Source organism: Methanomicrobiales archaeon, assembly GCA_030019205.1.
Lineage (GTDB): Archaea > Halobacteriota > Methanomicrobia > Methanomicrobiales > JACTUA01 > JASEFH01.
Window position 1 is genome coordinate 94146 of sequence record JASEFH010000004.1, and the last position, 15720, is coordinate 109865.

At 63.1% G+C, this 15720-nt stretch carries 13 protein-coding genes; 12 read left to right on the forward strand and 1 reads right to left on the reverse strand.

Features of this window, described 5'->3' with window-relative positions:
• Positions 1 to 6 precede the first annotated feature (6 nt).
• The 12 genes from QMC96_03885 to QMC96_03940 all read left to right on the forward strand — a co-directional run bounded on the left by QMC96_03885 (position 7) and on the right by QMC96_03940 (position 13606).
• Positions 7 to 2028, forward strand: coding sequence for a CoB--CoM heterodisulfide reductase iron-sulfur subunit A family protein (locus tag QMC96_03885; protein MDI6875897.1), 2022 nt, complete (start codon positions 7 to 9; stop codon positions 2026 to 2028).
• Positions 2028 to 2456: a hydrogenase iron-sulfur subunit gene (locus QMC96_03890; GenBank protein MDI6875898.1), complete on the forward strand. Its 429-nt coding sequence runs from the start codon at positions 2028 to 2030 to the stop codon at positions 2454 to 2456. The genes QMC96_03885 and QMC96_03890 overlap by 1 nt, the downstream gene beginning before the upstream one ends.
• A gap of 14 nt (positions 2457 to 2470) precedes the next feature.
• A complete protein-coding gene (locus QMC96_03895; GenBank protein MDI6875899.1) occupies positions 2471 to 2878 on the forward strand; it encodes a molybdopterin dinucleotide binding domain-containing protein in 408 nt (135 codons plus the stop codon).
• Complete coding sequence (locus QMC96_03900; GenBank protein MDI6875900.1) at positions 2875 to 4230, forward strand: formylmethanofuran dehydrogenase subunit B; 1356 nt, start codon at positions 2875 to 2877, stop codon at positions 4228 to 4230. The genes QMC96_03895 and QMC96_03900 overlap by 4 nt, the downstream gene beginning before the upstream one ends.
• Entirely contained in the window at positions 4227 to 5936 is a 1710-nt protein-coding gene (locus QMC96_03905) for a formylmethanofuran dehydrogenase subunit A (GenBank protein MDI6875901.1), read from the forward strand. The genes QMC96_03900 and QMC96_03905 overlap by 4 nt, the downstream gene beginning before the upstream one ends.
• 12 nt (positions 5937 to 5948) lie before the next feature.
• On the forward strand, positions 5949 to 6749 hold the full coding sequence (locus QMC96_03910) for a formylmethanofuran dehydrogenase subunit C (protein ID MDI6875902.1): 801 nt from the start codon (positions 5949 to 5951) through the stop codon (positions 6747 to 6749).
• 360 nt (positions 6750 to 7109) lie between these two features.
• Positions 7110 to 8417 carry a coenzyme-B sulfoethylthiotransferase subunit beta gene (gene mcrB / locus QMC96_03915; GenBank protein MDI6875903.1) on the forward strand — a complete coding sequence of 436 codons (1308 nt, stop codon included), beginning with the start codon at positions 7110 to 7112 and terminating at the stop codon, positions 8415 to 8417.
• Between the two features lie 20 nt (positions 8418 to 8437).
• Positions 8438 to 8908 carry a methyl-coenzyme M reductase operon protein D gene (gene mcrD / locus QMC96_03920; protein ID MDI6875904.1) on the forward strand — a complete coding sequence of 157 codons (471 nt, stop codon included), beginning with the start codon at positions 8438 to 8440 and terminating at the stop codon, positions 8906 to 8908.
• 1 nt (position 8909) lies between these two features.
• On the forward strand, positions 8910 to 9545 hold the full coding sequence (gene mcrC, locus QMC96_03925; protein ID MDI6875905.1) for a methyl-coenzyme M reductase I operon protein C: 636 nt from the start codon (positions 8910 to 8912) through the stop codon (positions 9543 to 9545).
• 7 nt (positions 9546 to 9552) lie between these two features.
• Entirely contained in the window at positions 9553 to 10311 is a 759-nt protein-coding gene (gene mcrG / locus QMC96_03930) for a coenzyme-B sulfoethylthiotransferase subunit gamma (protein ID MDI6875906.1), read from the forward strand.
• Between the two features lie 11 nt (positions 10312 to 10322).
• Positions 10323 to 12026 (forward strand): coenzyme-B sulfoethylthiotransferase subunit alpha, encoded by a 1704-nt coding sequence (gene mcrA, locus QMC96_03935; protein ID MDI6875907.1) that lies wholly within the window; start codon positions 10323 to 10325, stop codon positions 12024 to 12026.
• A gap of 434 nt (positions 12027 to 12460) precedes the next feature.
• Positions 12461 to 13606, forward strand: a complete 1146-nt coding sequence (locus QMC96_03940; protein MDI6875908.1) for a TIGR04083 family peptide-modifying radical SAM enzyme — start codon at positions 12461 to 12463, stop codon at positions 13604 to 13606.
• 1180 nt (positions 13607 to 14786) lie between these two features.
• Here QMC96_03940 and QMC96_03945 read toward each other — a convergent pair.
• Positions 14787 to 15524 (reverse strand): ZIP family metal transporter, encoded by a 738-nt coding sequence (locus QMC96_03945; GenBank protein ID MDI6875909.1) that lies wholly within the window; start codon positions 15522 to 15524, stop codon positions 14787 to 14789.
• Positions 15525 to 15720: the final 196 nt, after the last annotated feature.

Genomic DNA, 15720 nt, shown 5'->3' on the forward strand with positions numbered 1-15720 from the left:
GCAATCATGGTAGATATCACATCAGAGAAGAATCCAAGAATTGGCGTATTTGTTTGCCACTGCGGTACCAATATTGCCGGTTCCATCGACGTCAAGGATGTCGTGGAGTACGCCAAGACGCTGCCCAATGTGGTCCACGCCGAGGACTACCAGTATGTCTGCTCCACGCCGGGCCAGAAGAAGATCGAGGATGCCATCAAGGAGAAGAACCTGACCGGAACCGTGGTCGCGGCATGCTCTCCCCGCCTGCACGAGCCGACATTCCGCCGTGCGACGCAGGAAGGCGGCCTGAACCCGTACCGGTTCGAGATGGCGAACATCCGCGAGCAGAACTCCTGGGTGCACATGCACGAGAAGGAGGAGGCAACGGCAAAGGCGAAGGATGCGGTGCGGATCGCGGTCGCGAAGGCGTCGCTCCTGCAGGACCTGAAGCCGAAGTTCGTCGACGTGGAGCCGGCCGCCCTCGTGGTGGGAGCGGGAGTCGCCGGCATGCAGGCGGCGCTCGATCTCGCCAACGCCGGCATCAAGACCTACCTCATCGAGAAGAACCCCACGATCGGCGGGCGGATGTCCCAGCTGGACAAGACCTTCCCGACGCTCGACTGCTCCCAGTGCATCCTGACGCCGAAGATGGTGGAGGTGGGCCGCAACGAGAACATCGAGCTGATGACCTACTCCGAGGTCGAGGAGGTGGACGGGTTCATCGGCAACTTCAGCGTGAAGATCCGCAAGAAGGCCCGCGGTGTCCTGACTCCGGACGAGGCGGAGGCGAAGGGCATCGTCGGAGGCGGATGCAACGGCTGCGGCGACTGTGAGGCGGTCTGTCCGGTCATCAAGCCGAACCCCTTCGAGATGGGCATGAAGCCCCGGAAGGCGATCTACATCTATCACCCGCAGGTGGTGCCCCTGATCTACACGGTCGACTTCGACTCCTGCATCAAGTGCGGTCTCTGCCAGACGGCATGCGGCGAGAAGAAGGCGATCGACCTGGAGATGCAGGACGAGTTCGTGGACCTGAAGGTCGGAACCGTCGTGCTGGCGCTGGGCTATGACATCTTCCCGGTGGAGAAGAAGACCGAGTGGGGCTACAAGCAGTTCGACAACGTGGTCACGAGCCTGGAGTTCGAGCGGCTGATCTGCGCGTCCGGTCCGACCGGGGGTCACCTGATCCGCCCGAGCGACGGTGCGACCCCGAAGAGGATCGGGTTCGTGCTCTGTGCGGGATCCCGTGACAACACCGGCATCGGCAAGCCGTACTGCTCCCGGTTCTGCTGCATGTACTCCCTGAAGCACGCCCACCAGATCATCGAGAAGATCCCCGGTGCGGTGCCCTACATCTTCTACATGGACATCCGCTCCTTCGGGAAGATGTACGAGGAGTTCTACTACCGCATCCAGGACGAGGGCGCGAAGTTCATCCGCGGACGGGTCTCCAACATCCTGGAGGACCCCGCGACCAAGAACCTCCACGTGTACGCGGAGGACACCCTGCTCGGGCGGCCCGTGGATGTCGAGCTCGACATGGTCGTGCTCGCCGCCGCGGTGCAGCCGAGCGCCGAGACGGAGAAGACCCGCCGCCTCTTCGGTGTCTCCTGCTCGCAGGACGGGTGGCTGCTCGAGGCCCATCCGAAGCTGAACCCCTGCGGCACCACCACGGCCGGCGTGTACGTGGCGGGCGTCTGCCAGGGCCCGAAGGACATCCCGGACACGGTGGCGCAGGCGGAAGGCGCCGCCTCTGCGGCAAGCATCCCGATTCACCTGGGCAAGGTGGAGCTCGAGCCCTACTTCGCCCAGTGCATCGAGGAGAAGTGCGCCGGCTGCGGCATGTGCGTGAACCTCTGCCCCTACCAGGCGCTCTCGCTCGTCGAGAAGGATGGCAGGAAGGTGATGCAGGTGACGGAGGCGAAGTGCAAGGGCTGCGGAACCTGCGGCGCCTACTGTCCGGGCGGCGCCATCTGGATGCAGCACTTCACCACTCCGCAGATCATCGCGCAGATCGATGCGTTCCTCGTCGGAGGTGAGCAGTGATGGCGGAGGACAACGGATTCAAGCCGAAGATCCTGGGGATCATCTGCAACTGGTGTTCGTATGCCGGGGCGGACCTCGCGGGCAGCGCCCGCACGCAGTACCCGCCCGACATCCGCATCGTCCGCGTGATGTGCACGGGGCGCGTGGATCCCCTCTTCATCATGAAGGCGTTCGTGGACGGCGCCGACGGGGTGCTCGTCTCCGGGTGCCACTTCGGGGACTGCCACTACCTGGAGGGGAACTACAAGGCTGCAAAGCGGATGTTCCACTTGAAGCGCGTGCTCAACTCGCTCGGTATCGAAGACAAGAGACTGCGGATGACCTTCGTCTCGGCATCGGAAGGTGCCAAGTGGGCGAAAGTGGTCGAAGACGTGGTCAACACCATCAAAGCGGCCGGCCCGAGTCCCATCAAGGAATTGGCCAAGTGACGTGAGGTGAGACCGTGCCAAAGATCAAATTGAATTTGATCTCCGGCCGGACCATCCAGCAGGGCGTCTCCATGGAAGGCGGGAAGGAGAAACCCGCCTACCGGGAAGCCTGCGGGATCATCGAGATGGATCCGGCGGATGTCAAGAGACTGGGGATATGGGTCCCCGCGAACGTACGGGTGACGAGCCCCTACGGGAGCGTGGTCGTGAAGGCGATCAACGCCACCATGGGCCCGCATCCCGGCGTCGCCTTCATTCCCATGGGGCCCTGGGCGAACCAGGTCGTTGATCCCAACACCTACTCGACAGGCATGCCCACCTTCAAGGGCACGCCGGTCGAGGTGGAGCCGGCGGAGATGGAGAAGGTGCTCGGTTCGATCGAGCTCGTACAGTCAACGACGCGGAAGGGGGTAGTGAAATGACAAAGCTGGTAACCGACGTGATCTGTCCCTTCTGCGGGACGCTCTGCGACGACCTGGAGATCGAGGTCAGCGACGACGGCAAGAAAGTGACGGGCGTGTACAACGCCTGCGCGATCGGGGCGGAGAAGTTCCTCCACTCGGCGGCGGCGGACAGGGTGACGCGGCCGCGGATGCAGCAGGCGGACGGGTCGTACAAGGAGGTCAGTTATGACGAAGCGGTGGAGTATGCCGCCCGGGTGCTGGCGAACGCGAAGAAGCCGCTGATGTACGGCTGGTCCTCGACCAGCTGCGAGGCCCAGAGCAAGGGCCACGAGATCGCCGAGCTGGTGGGGGCGGTCGTGGACAACACCGCGACGGTCTGCCACGGCTCGACGCTGATCGCGCTCCAGGACGTGGGGATTCCGAGCTGCACGCTGGGCGAGATCAAGAACCGGGCCGACCGCATCCTCTTCTGGGGCTGCAACCCGGCCCACGCGCATCCCCGGCACATGAGCCGGTACTCGATCTTCCCGCGGGGCTTCTTCACGGGCAAGGGCCACAAGGGCCGCAAGATGATCGTCGTCGACCCGCGCGTCACGGATACCGCGAAACTGGCCGACGTCCACCTCCAGGTGGAGCAGGGGCGGGACTACGAGCTCCTCTCGGCGCTGCGGGTGGCGATTCGGGGCAACAAACTGCCCGATGTCGTTGCCGGCATCCGCAAGGAGCGGATCTACGAGGCTGCCGACCTCCTCAAGAGCGGACGGTTCGGGATCATCTTCTTCGGGATGGGCGTGACCCAGAGTCTGGGCAAGAACCACAACATCGACGAAGCGATCATGCTCACGAAGGACCTCAACGACTACACCAAGTTCAGCATCATGGCCATGCGGGGCCACTACAACGTGACCGGCTCGGGCGAGGTGCTGGGCTGGCAGTACGGGTATCCCTTCTGCGTCGATCTCTCCCGCGGATTCGCCCGCTACAACCCCGGCGAGACCTCGAGCAACGATCTGCTGGTGCGGGGCGAGGTGGATGCGGTGTTCGTGATCGGCAGCGACCCCGGTGCGCACTTCCCCATCAGTTCGGTGCGGAAGATCGCCGAGTTGCCGTCGGTCGCCGTGGACCCGCACATCACCCCGACGACGGAGATCAGCAAACTCCACGTACCCGTGGCGTTCGTCGGCGTCGAGGTGGCGGGCTGCTGCTATCGGATGGACAATGTGCCCATCGAGTCGCGCAAAGTGGTCGAACCGCCCGAGGGCATGCTCACCGACGAAGAGTTCCTGGAGCGGGTGCTCCAGCGGGTGAAAGAGCTCAAGGCCGAACAGGGCGCAGCCGCGGCGGCGGCCAAGGGGAAGGTGACCGCATGACCCAGTACCTGATCAAGAACGGGTTCGTCTACGACCCGGTGACCGGCATCCGGGGCGACAGGGCCGACGTGGCCATCAAGGACGGCAAGATCGTGGAGTCGAGCGACCTGGACAAGAGCGCCAGGACGATCGACGCCCGCGGCAAGACCGTGATGGCCGGGGCCGTCGAGATCCACGCCCATGTCGCCGGGCCGAAGGTGAACGTCGGGCGGATCTACCGCCCCGAGGACAAACTCTTCACCTACCAGGCGAAGAAGGGCATCCAGCGGATGCACGGGGGCTACTCCGTGCCCACGACCTTCAAGACGGGGTACGCGTACGCGAAGATGGGCTACACCACCGTCATGGAAGCCGCGATGCCGCCGCTCTACGCCCGGCACGTCCACGAGGAGATGCGGGACACCCCCATCGTCGACGAGGGGGCGTTCCCGGTCTTCGGGAACAACTGGTTCGTGCTGGAGTACCTGAAGAACCGCGAACTCGACAACGTGTCGGCCTACATCGCCTGGCTGCTCAAGGCAACGAAGGGCTATGCGGTGAAGATCGTCAACCCCGGCGGCACCGAGGCCTGGGGCTGGGGGCTGAACTGCCTCCAGGTGACGGATCCCGTCCCCTACTTCGACGTGACTCCGGCGGAGATCGTCACGGGGCTCATCGAGGCGAACGAGCACCTGGGTCTGCCGCACTCGATCCACATCCACGGCAACAACCTCGGCAACCCGGGCAACTACACCACAACGCTCGACACCCTGAAGCTGGCGGAAGGCTACACGGCGAACAACCGCTTCGGTCGCGAGCAGGTGATGCACCACACCCACATCCAGTTCCACAGCTACGGCGGCGAGAACTGGGGCAACTTCGAGTCCAAGGCAAGGGAGGTGGCCGACTACGTCAACAAGCACGATAACATCACGATCGACATCGGGTTCGTGACGCTCGACGAGACCACCACCATGACCGCCGACGGGCCCTTCGAGCACCACCTCACCGAACTCAACCACCTCAAGTGGGCGAACGTCGACGTCGAACTCGAGACAGCGGCGGGCGTCGTGCCCTACGTCTACAGCCCGGCGATCACCGTCTGCGGCGTCCAGTGGGCGATCGGGCTGGAGCTGGCGCTCCTGAACAAGGACCCGATGCGGGCCTACATCACCACCGACCACCCCAATGCCGGGCCGTTCACGCGGTATCCGCGGATCTGGAAGTGGCTCATGAGCGCGAAGGCCCGGTCTCAGCAGATCGAGGCGTTCAAGAACTCGAGCAAAGTCGTCGCGGCCAGCGAGATCGCATCGATCGACCGGGAACTGACGCTCTACGAACTCGCCGCCATGACGCGGGCGGGTCCCGCGAAGGCGCTGGGGCTGTCCCAGATGTACGGCGGACTGGCGCCGGGGCTCGAAGCCGATGTGGTCGTCTACAACTTCAACCCGGAGACCGACGACCCGATGCTCATCGAGAACGCCGTATCGAACGCCTGGGCGCTCTTCAAGACGGGTGTCCAGATCATCAAGGACGGCGAGATCGTCAGCAACGGCAACAAGCGCACGCTATGGGTCCACGCCAAGGTCCCCGAGAACCCGCAGGTGATGCGGGACATCCGCGAGAAGTTCCTCAAGTACTACACCGTGACCGAGCGGAACTACGAGGTCGAGGGGCGGTCCTTCATCCCCAACCCCTACCCCATCGAGGTGGAGGCGCCGGCCTAGGAGAGGATGGAGATGAAGACGGTTACGTTAACGCTGAAACACTCCCCATCCCTCTACCTTGAGGCCGAGAAGATCTCTCCCGACGCCTTTGCCGGGCGGAGCCTTGCCGAGATCCGGAGCCTGCCGGTGTTCATCGGGAACCAGCAGGCGACGATCGGGGAATACTTCGAGGTCTCCGGCGAGGCAGGTGAGACGGCGGCGGACACCCGGATCGTCGTCAGGGGCGACCTCTCCCGCGTCAAGTACATCGGCATGCGGATGACGGGCGGCGAGGTCGTCGTCGAGGGGAGCATGGACATGTACGCCGGCGCCTGGATGGAGGGCGGGCGGATGCATGTGAAGGGCAACGTGGACGCCTTTGCCGGGACCGGCATGAAGGGCGGCGAGCTGATCATCGACGGCAACGCCGGCAACTACCTGGGCGCCGCCTACCGCGGAGACTGGCGCGGCATGCAGGGCGGCACGATCCACGTGAAAGGCAACGCCGGAAGCGACATCGGCTACTTCATGAACGGGGGCACGATCATCGTCGACGGCAACGCCGACGTCCACGTGGGGACCCACGCCGAGGGCGGCACGATCATCATCAAGGGCAATGCCAAGAGCCGGGTCGGCGGGCAGATGGTCAAGGGCGAGATCTACGTCTTTGGCACGATCGACGTGATGATGCCGGGATTCGAGTACCGCAGGGACGAGACCCTCGAGGTGGACGGCACGAAGGGCAAGTTTGCCCTGTACGAGGGGGACACCGGCGAGCGGCACCCGAAGAGAAAGGGGCAGCTCCAGTACGGGAAGCTCTACCTGAAGCGGTGATCCTCTCCCCCGTCTATTTTTGAGCGCACCAGAAAATCCGATCTATGCAGGAAAATCGTAACATATAATAATATTTTTTTGTATTTTTTTCATACTATGTGTTTCCAAAAATCCTTCCACGGATGCAGTATTTTAATATTATGGCAAGGACACATTTTATTTTATTATTAATATAATAATGATCGGGGTTCGGGCTGCAGTCACAATAGTAATCCTTATATGGAAAGGATTGTTACTATACAATGTCCCACGAGGGACGTGCAGTAGTGACAGTCACCGAGTTTCAGAAGTACATGATAGTGTTCACGTTCCACAGTTCCCATAGCGCAATGCGATAAGACGATTTCAAAGAGGAAGCATATGGCGAAATATAAAGAGACAGTCGATCTCTACGATGACAATGGCAAGCAGCTGAAGAGCGGTGTCACGCTCGACAAGGTCAGTCCGCTTGTGAACCCTGCGATCAAGAAGATCATCGACCTCACCAAGAGGACGGTCGCGATCAACCTGGCAGGGATCGAGAACGGCGTCAAGAACGGAGCGATCGGAAAGGGCATGATCCCCGGCCGCTCGCTCAAGCTGGACATCACCAAGGATGCGGATGCGCTCTCTGCCAAGATCAAGGAGCTCCTCCAGGTCACCGAGGGGGACGACACCAAGATCACCAAGGTCGGCGGAGGAAAGCTTCTGCTCGTCGAGGTTCCCAGCGCCCGCATGGCCGCGGCAGCCACCTACGATGCGGCATCGACCGCCGCTGCGGCAGCAGCGACGCAGGCGATCATCGACCAGTACAACGTCGACATGTTCGATGCACCGGTCGTCAAGTCCGCAGTATGGGGCACCTACCCGGTCACCATGGACATGATGGGCGGCAATATCGTCTCGATTCTCTCCATCCCGCAGAACAACGAGGGTCTCGGGTTCTCGCTCCGCAACGTGAACGCCAACCACGTCGCGATGATGACCCACCGCAACGCGATGCAGACGGCGGCGCTGTCCTGCACCTTCGAGCAGGCGGGTCTCTTCGAGATGGGTGCGGCAATCGGACCCTTCGAGCGCTACCAGCTCCTGGGCTACGCCTTCCAGGGCCTGAACGCCAACAACATGGTCTACGACCTCGTGAAGAAGAACGGCAAGACCGGAACCATCGGCACCGTCGTCCAGAGTGTCGTCGAGCGTGCCCTTGAGGACAAGGTCATCAAGCCCGGCAAGAAGGGCAAGAGCGGCTACGTCTTCTACGAGACCAAGGACCCGATGATGTGGAACGCCTACGCGGCAGCGGGTACCATGGCAGCCACCATGGTGAACTGCGGTGCCGGGCGGTTCGCCCAGGCGGTCTCCTCGACGCTCCTGTACTTCAACGACCTGCTCGAGCACGAGACGGGTCTCCCGTCCTGCGACTGGGGCCGCGTGATGGGTACTGCCGTCGGATTCTCGTTCTTCAGCCACTCGATCTACGGTGGGGGCGGTCCGGGTGTCTTCAACGGAAACCACGTCGTGACCCGCCATGCTGCCGGGTTCGCAATCCCGTGCGTGTGCGTCGCCTGCGCTCTGGACGGCGGCACGCAGATGTTCGGCCCCGAGCAGACGAGCAAGGTCTACCAGGACACCTTCGGACAGGTCGAAGAGTTCGCGAAGCCGCTGCAGGCCATTGCCAAGGGAGTATGAACATACCGACTTGAATCGAAATGACCGAAGCCATATACCCTCAGATCAAAATCGTCACGGAACGTCTCCTCAAGCCAGAGACGACAGAGCGTCTCTTGAACGAGATCTGCGGCGTCGGCGGGATCCGGCGGATGATCCTGAACGGACCCCGCATTCCCGCCACGGTTCCCTCCGGTCCCGCGCGGGGATTGGAAAATCCCCACGAGGCACGCCGGACCATCCGGGTGATGGGGAACGAGTTCGAGCTGCAGGTGCAGGTGGGAACGGTCATCCTCGAGCTCGAGGATCGTGACCGCATCTCCGCCATCCGAGAGGCCTGTGATCGTATCTTTAAAACCTTCTCGTACAATATCATCGAGGGCCGCTTCATGAAGACCCAGATGACGGTCTCGGACTACGCGAAGTACGGTCCGGGTGTGGACGAGAGGATACTCGGAATCACCGAGTACAAGTCGAAGGGATGCCCGATCATCCTCCAGGGATTCAAGTGACATGCCGATAGGAAGAGTGACGCAGGTCATCGATTGCAGAGAGAGCATGGGGATGGGCAAAGGCGGCGGTCTCGCACAGCGGGGCACGATTGCCGAGGCCCGCCACTCCGACGTCATCGTGGTAGGCATGTCTCCGGGTCGGAGGCATGTGACGAAACCGGTATGCGACATCACATCCGCCCTCCGCAGGGAGGGAGCGGAGTTCAGCGTCAGCACGCTCGTCCTGAACGCCGGCAGCGGCCTCCCGCCGGATGCGAAAGCAGCCGGCGGTGCGGTCATCGGCGCCTACTTCGGGCTGTCGGAGAAGGAGATCCGTCAGATCGAGCAGCACAAGGTGGCGATCCTGCACCACGGGAACGTGCGTTCCCACGTGGTGCACAAGGTTCGGTATATCCTGGAGCGGTGCGACATCCCGGCGGTTGTCGTATCGCAGGCACCCGTCGACTTCGAGGATCTGGCAAAAGAGGGCGTGAAGACGTCGGTCGTCATGCCGCCCCCCGATCAGGTGAAGACCAAGGGGATGGTGATGGCGATCGTGCCGAGGGTGACGCGTGGACAGACGCCCACACGGGAGAATATTGCCGAGGTCATTTCGGCGGTAACCAAGGTATTGAAAACTTCCAGAAGTATGAGGTGAATTTCAGATGGCATACAAACCCCAGTACGGACCGGGTCAGACGAAGGTCGCCGAGAACCGGCGCAACCAGATGAACCCGGCATACAAGCTGAAGAAGATGCGCGACATCTCCGACGAGGACATCGTGCTCCTGATGGGACACCGTGCACCCGGTGCCGCATATCCCACTTCCCATCCGCCGCTCGCGGAGGCGGGAGAGCCCGACTGCCCCGTCAGGAAGCTCGTGGAGCCCCTCGACGGCGCCAAGGCCGGAGACCGCGTCCGCTACATCCAGTTCACGGACTCGATGTGGTTCGCACCCTGCCACCCCTACCTGCGGTCCTACCTCGAGGCCTACCGCTACCGCGGTGTCGACCCGGGCACCCTCTCGGGACGTCAGATCGTGGAGTGCCGTGAGAGGGATCTCGAGAAGATCGCAAAGGAACTCGTCGGGACCGAGCTCTTCGACCCGGCACGCACGGGTATCCGCGGCGCGACCGTGCACGGGCACTCCCTCCGTCTGAGCGAGGACGGGATGATGTTCGACATGCTCGCACGGTATGTAATGGACAAGGGCGCCGTGAAGTACGTCAAGAACCAGATCGGCGAGCCGCTCGACCGGGCTGTGCCCGTCGGCAAGCCCAACGACGAGAAGTGGCTCAAGGCGAACACGACGATCTTCAACTCGCTCGGCGGAACTGCCTTCCGTGAGGACAAGGAGTACATCGAGTACGTCCAGCGGATCAACGCGCTCAGGACCAAGTACGGCTTCATGCCGAAGGAGTGAGGTGACGAAAAATGGCGAAAATCGAGAGAGCCCAGAAGCTTTTCCTCAAGTCCCTGAAGGAGAAGTTTGCCGGTGAAGATGTAAACGCGACGGAGACCGTCTACCGCAGGATCGGACTTTCCCAGTCCCCGCGCAAGATGGAGTTCGTCAAGGCAGGAAAGGCCGTCGAGATGGCCCGCGGCATCTCCCAGTACGACCCGGTGCGCGCCCACCTCGGTGGCATCCCGCTCGGACAGCGCCAGCTGATGACCTACGAGGTCAGCGGCACGGGCGTGTTCGTGGAGGGTGACGACCTGCACTTCGTGAACAACGCCGCGATGCAGCAGTTCTGGGACGATATCCGCCGCACTGTGATCGTGTCGATGGACCTCGCCCACCAGACCCTGCAGAAGCGTCTGGGCAAGGAGGTCACCCCGGAGACGATCAACGAGTTCCTCCACGTGCTGAACCATGCGATGCCCGGTGCGGCGGTCGTGCAGGAGCACATGGTGGAGACTCACCCGGCGCTCACCGACGACTGTTACGTGAAGGTGTTCACGGGCGACGACGAGATGGCGGACAGCCTGGAGCCCCAGTTTGTCATCGACATCAACAAGCAGTTCCCCGCCAAGCAGGCGGAGCAGCTGAAGGGTGCGATCGGCAAGCAGCTCTGGCAGGCAATCCACATCCCGACGATCGTCTCGAGAACCTGCGATGGCGGTACCACCAGCCGCTGGTCTGCGATGCAGCTCGGTATGTCCTACATCGCCGCCTACCGCATGTGCGCGGGTGAGGCCGCTGTCGCCGACCTGGCGTTCGCCGCGAAGCACGCCGGTGTCGTGCAGATGGCAGACATCCTGCCCGCCCGCCGTGCCCGTGGCCCGAACGAGCCCGGTGGACTGCGCTTCGGCACCTTCGCCGATATCATCCAGACCGACCGCAAGTACCCGCACGACCCCGCCAAGTCATCCCTTGAGGTCGTCGCCGCCGGGACCATGCTCTACGACCAGATCTGGCTCGGCTCCTACATGTCCGGTGGTGTCGGGTTCACGCAGTACGCGACGGCCGCCTACACGGACAACATCCTGGACGACTACACCTACTACGGCATGGACTACATCAAGGACAAGTACAAGGTCGACTGGAAGAACCCGTCCCCCAAGGACAAGGTCAAGGCGACCCAGGAAGCGGTCAACGACATCGCGACCGAGGTCACCCTGTACGGCATGGAGCAGTACGAGCAGTTCCCGACGGCACTCGAGGACCACTTCGGCGGATCCCAGCGTGCATCCGTGCTCGCTGCCGCATCCGGTCTGACCACCGCCATTGCGACCGCGAACTCCAATGCAGGGCTGAACGGCTGGTACCTGTCGATGCTCCTGCACAAGGAGGGCTGGTCGCGCCTCGGATTCTTCGGCTACGACCTGCAGGATCAGTGCGGTCCGGCGAACACGATGTCCTTCCGTGCGGACGAGGGTGCGATGGGCGAGGTCCGCGGTGCGAACTACCCGAACTACGCGATGAACGTGGGTCACCAGGGCGAGTACGCGGCCATCGTGGGAGCTGCCCACTACACCCGCGGCGACGCCTGGTCCTACGACCCGCGCGTGAAGGTCTGCTTCGCCGACCCGTCCCTGCCCTTCGACTTCACCGAGCCGCGCCGGATGTTTGCCAAGGGTGCAATCCGCGAGTTCATGCCCGCTGGAGAGCGCTCGCTCATCATCCCGGCCCGGTAAGGCCGCAACAATCCCAACTCTTTTTTCGATCGATCCGCTCTGTAAAATAGCTCCCGTACACTTATTCCTCGGCTATTCCATCGTCTGGATCCGGTTTTCCCCTCCCCGCGGCCCTTACAGGGCCGCCCTCTCCCCACGGAGAGGGGAGGGGACTAGTGCGATAGGTCTGTATGGCATCGGGATCGCAGGAAAAAATCTCTCTATAGCACAAAGGTGTGGGAGCGGCCTCGCCCCTCTCCTGAAAATACCAGAAAGCCGTCAGCCATCGATGAGGATTTCGAGTCGAACCATCCATTGATTCTCCCGTTCGCGAGCGGCTGTTCCCGGGGTGCTTGACCGATGCGGCGGACCGTCCGAACGTCGGCTGACGGGCATGCGCCAACCTCCCGATCCTGCGAACGCTTATCAGGCACGGCGGGTACACTATTGACTACATGCGAAACGCGTTCCACGTCATGCTCATCCCGACCCTGGGCTGCCCCGCCCGCTGCAGCTACTGCTGGAGTTCCGAGGAGGGATCGCCCCTCATGGATATCGAGGTGGTCGGGGAGGTGGTGGAGTGGCTGCAGGATTTCCGAAAGGATCCGGTCACATTCACGTTCCACGGGGGAGAGCCGCTTCTGGCGGGCGCGGATTTCTACCGGCAGGCGCTGCCCCTGCTCGCCGAAGGGCTGCCGCACCTGAAACCCTCCTTTGCGATGCAGACCAACCTGTGGCGGATGACCGAGGAGATCGCCCGCATCCTCGCGGAGTACAACGTCCCCATCGGCTCCAGCATCGACGGACCGGAGGCGATCAACGATGCGCAGCGGGGGGAGGGATACTTCGGGAAGACCATGCGGGGCTTCGCCATCGCGCGGGAGCACGGGGTGCGGGTGAGCTTCATCTGCACCTTCACGTCCCGTTCGGTGGTGCACAAAGAGGAGATTTTCCACTTCTTCCTCGACAACGGTTTCGTGATGAAACTGCACCCGGCCCTGCCGTCCCTGCGGAGCAGAGAGGCGGATCCCTGGGCGCTCGAACCGCAGGCGTACGGGGATCTGCTGGTCTACCTTCTGGACAGATCCCTGGAGCACCTGGACGATATCGAGATCAAAAACATCGACGATCTCTGCAGGTGCGTCTTCACCCGCCGCGGGACGGTCTGCACCTTTGCGGACTGCATGGCGAACACCTTCGCGGTGGGGCCCGATGGGAGCATCTACCCCTGCTACCGCTTCGTGGGCATGGCGGAGTGGGTGATGGGCAGCGTGTACGATCACCCCTCGCAGGAGGATCTGGCCCGATCAGAGTCCTGGAAGAGGATGCAGCAGTACAAAGCCTACGTGGACGCTGCCTGCGGGTCCTGCCGCCACATCAGGTACTGCCGCGGAGGATGCCCCTACAACGCCCTGGTGCCGGGGGACGGGGAGCTGCGGGGCGTCGATCCGATGTGCCCTGCGTACAGGAGGATCTTCGACGAGATCTCCGACCGGCTGGATGCCGAGATGTTCGAATCCACGCCGATGGTTTTCCCGGGCGGGCGGAGGAAGGGGAGAGCGGGGATCATGTCCCTCATCCAGAAGATCGTTGCCCGATAGGGCGGCAAACGGGCACCGGCTCGATACGGGCTGTGGCGGCATGCGGGAACTCGACGCCGTCCGTGCGGGGAGTGTCCCCCTCTCTTCGCACCTGTCTCTTGCCGGCCCCCTGGTTGCTCCCCTGTTTGTTCCCGTCCTCCCGGAATCCTTCGATTCGCAGGCTTTTTCCGCCCGTCTTCGATCGCTGCCGCCAGGACGGATCTCGATGAATCGTGCGGGTCTGCATCCGGTTGACCGCAACACGGGAGAAGAGGTTCCTGCCCCGGTGCAGCGTCCCGGGACTCCCGCGGTCGCACGACGGATATCCTGTAACCCGATTTACGGGCTCTCCCTTCCGGGAGCGATCGGGCCGGCGGACGGCGGCGGCGGTCGCCTGCACCCGCCGGGATGAAGAGCCCGAACGCGGAATGCGCCTTCTTCTCCGTCTTCGCACGGGTGCCGTCCGTTCTATGCCGACACTCGCCGCCGCTCCCCGGGCCGTGTCCGCGGCGGACCTGCAGGTGTTTCCCGTCCGGATGCCGCTGCAGCACCTCCCGGATTGCCGTCGCCTTCCCCGCCGGGATCAGCCGTTCCCGGAAGGTTACCGGGGCGGATGCGATCCGGGATCTTCTCCGAAAATTTTCGGGAACAGGCGGCAGACGATGCGGTCGTCCCCCTTTCTCCCGGAAGGCCTCCCGATCGATCCCGGATGCGGGTTCGGGAGAGGTCACCTCAGGGTATCCGGATGCGTGGATGCGCCTCGTTCGGCGCACAATCGGCGCGAGTCTCCCGCGCGCACCTCTGCGTCCTGCTCCGGCAGATCTCTCGCGGGATCGGGAGGAGTATTCGAAATTCTCCCCGGCATGGGCCTCTCCGTGGGGGCAGGACGCCTGTCTTCGCGGACGCGCATTCGGTCGTGGCATGCCGACGGCACCTTCCCCGGCGATCGGCGCCGATCGGGCAGCCCGGGGATCCGGCAGCCGAACCGCGGGAGGGGGCTCTATCGTGCTGGCGGTACGGGAACGGGGAGAGGCGGGGGCTCCTCCGGATCCCCCCCATTGGTTCGACAGGACCCGGCGGCAGGGACCGGAATCGTCATCGAGCCCCCCTCCCGCGGATCGGGGAAGCGACCCGGATGCGTTTACGGGATACGGCTCGGGGCCGGGAGGAGTGCAAGGCTGCCCCGGCGTTCCGGCCGTGCCTAGTGCAGCAGCTCCAGGAGAGCGATCGTCCCGATCCCGATCAGGATGAGCAGGAGCTGCTGGATACCTTCTGTCAGCCTCGGCATGCGGTGGAGGTGCGGGAACAGATCGGCTGTGGAGATGTAGATGAAGCTCGCCGCCGAGATGGCCATGACGTACGGTACGTACTCCGTGAGAACGGAGAGGAAGAAATAGCTCCCTACCGCACCGCCAAGCGTGGCAAGCCCCGAGAGGGTGTTGTAGACGAAGGCACGAGTCCTCGAATAGCCGGAGTGCAGAAGAATGCCGAAGTCCCCCACCTCCTGCGGGACCTCGTGGGCGATGACCGCCAGGGAGACGGCGATTCCGAGGGGGATCGAGGTGAGGAAGCTGGCGGCGATGACGACCCCGTCCGTCAGGTTGTGGAAGGCGTCTCCCGCCAGGATCAGGGATCCCGATACGTCGTGCACCTCGCAGTGCTCGTCGTGGCAGTGCCGCCAGATGAGGAGTTTCTCGAGGAGGAAGAAGAGGACGATCCCGGCAAGAACGGTGGTGAGCGTGGCGGAAGGGGAAATCAGATCCAGGGTCTCCGGAATCAGCGCCAGGAATGCCCCTCCCAGCAGCGTCCCTGCGGAGTAACTGATGAGTATGGGAACGATCCTGTCCTGCAGCCAGCCGGGGAAGAGGAGAAGAGCGGCGGCCAAGGTGATCCCACCGACGCTCCCCAGCAGACTGAACGCCACGATCCAGGATAGCACCAACTACGACTCCTCCGTACGTCCCCTGCAGGCGGCGGATGCGTTTCTGCACGCGAACTCCCTGCCATGACGGAAAAATATCTCCGATCCGCGCTGCATTCCGATATTATAATGTGCAATGGAGATTTAAAGACCCCACTATCGGGATCCCCCGGGCCTTCGGCACCGCGTCCGTGCGGTCCGCCGCCAGACCGGT

Bases quoted from the DNA above. Each gene is read 5' to 3' on its own strand.
- QMC96_03885 (MDI6875897.1), top strand. From the start codon at position 7: ATGGTAGATATCACATCAGAGAAGAATCCAAGAATTGGCGTATTTGTT.
- QMC96_03890 (MDI6875898.1), top strand. From the start codon at position 2,028: ATGGCGGAGGACAACGGATTCAAGCCGAAGATCCTGGGGATCATCTGC.
- QMC96_03900 (MDI6875900.1), top strand. From the start codon at position 2,875: ATGACAAAGCTGGTAACCGACGTGATCTGTCCCTTCTGCGGGACGCTC.
- QMC96_03905 (MDI6875901.1), top strand. From the start codon at position 4,227: ATGACCCAGTACCTGATCAAGAACGGGTTCGTCTACGACCCGGTGACC.
- QMC96_03910 (MDI6875902.1), top strand. From the start codon at position 5,949: ATGAAGACGGTTACGTTAACGCTGAAACACTCCCCATCCCTCTACCTT.
- mcrB (MDI6875903.1), top strand. From the start codon at position 7,110: ATGGCGAAATATAAAGAGACAGTCGATCTCTACGATGACAATGGCAAG.
- mcrD (MDI6875904.1), top strand. From the start codon at position 8,438: ATGACCGAAGCCATATACCCTCAGATCAAAATCGTCACGGAACGTCTC.
- mcrC (MDI6875905.1), top strand. From the start codon at position 8,910: ATGCCGATAGGAAGAGTGACGCAGGTCATCGATTGCAGAGAGAGCATG.
- mcrG (MDI6875906.1), top strand. From the start codon at position 9,553: ATGGCATACAAACCCCAGTACGGACCGGGTCAGACGAAGGTCGCCGAG.
- mcrA (MDI6875907.1), top strand. From the start codon at position 10,323: ATGGCGAAAATCGAGAGAGCCCAGAAGCTTTTCCTCAAGTCCCTGAAG.
- QMC96_03940 (MDI6875908.1), top strand. From the start codon at position 12,461: ATGCGAAACGCGTTCCACGTCATGCTCATCCCGACCCTGGGCTGCCCC.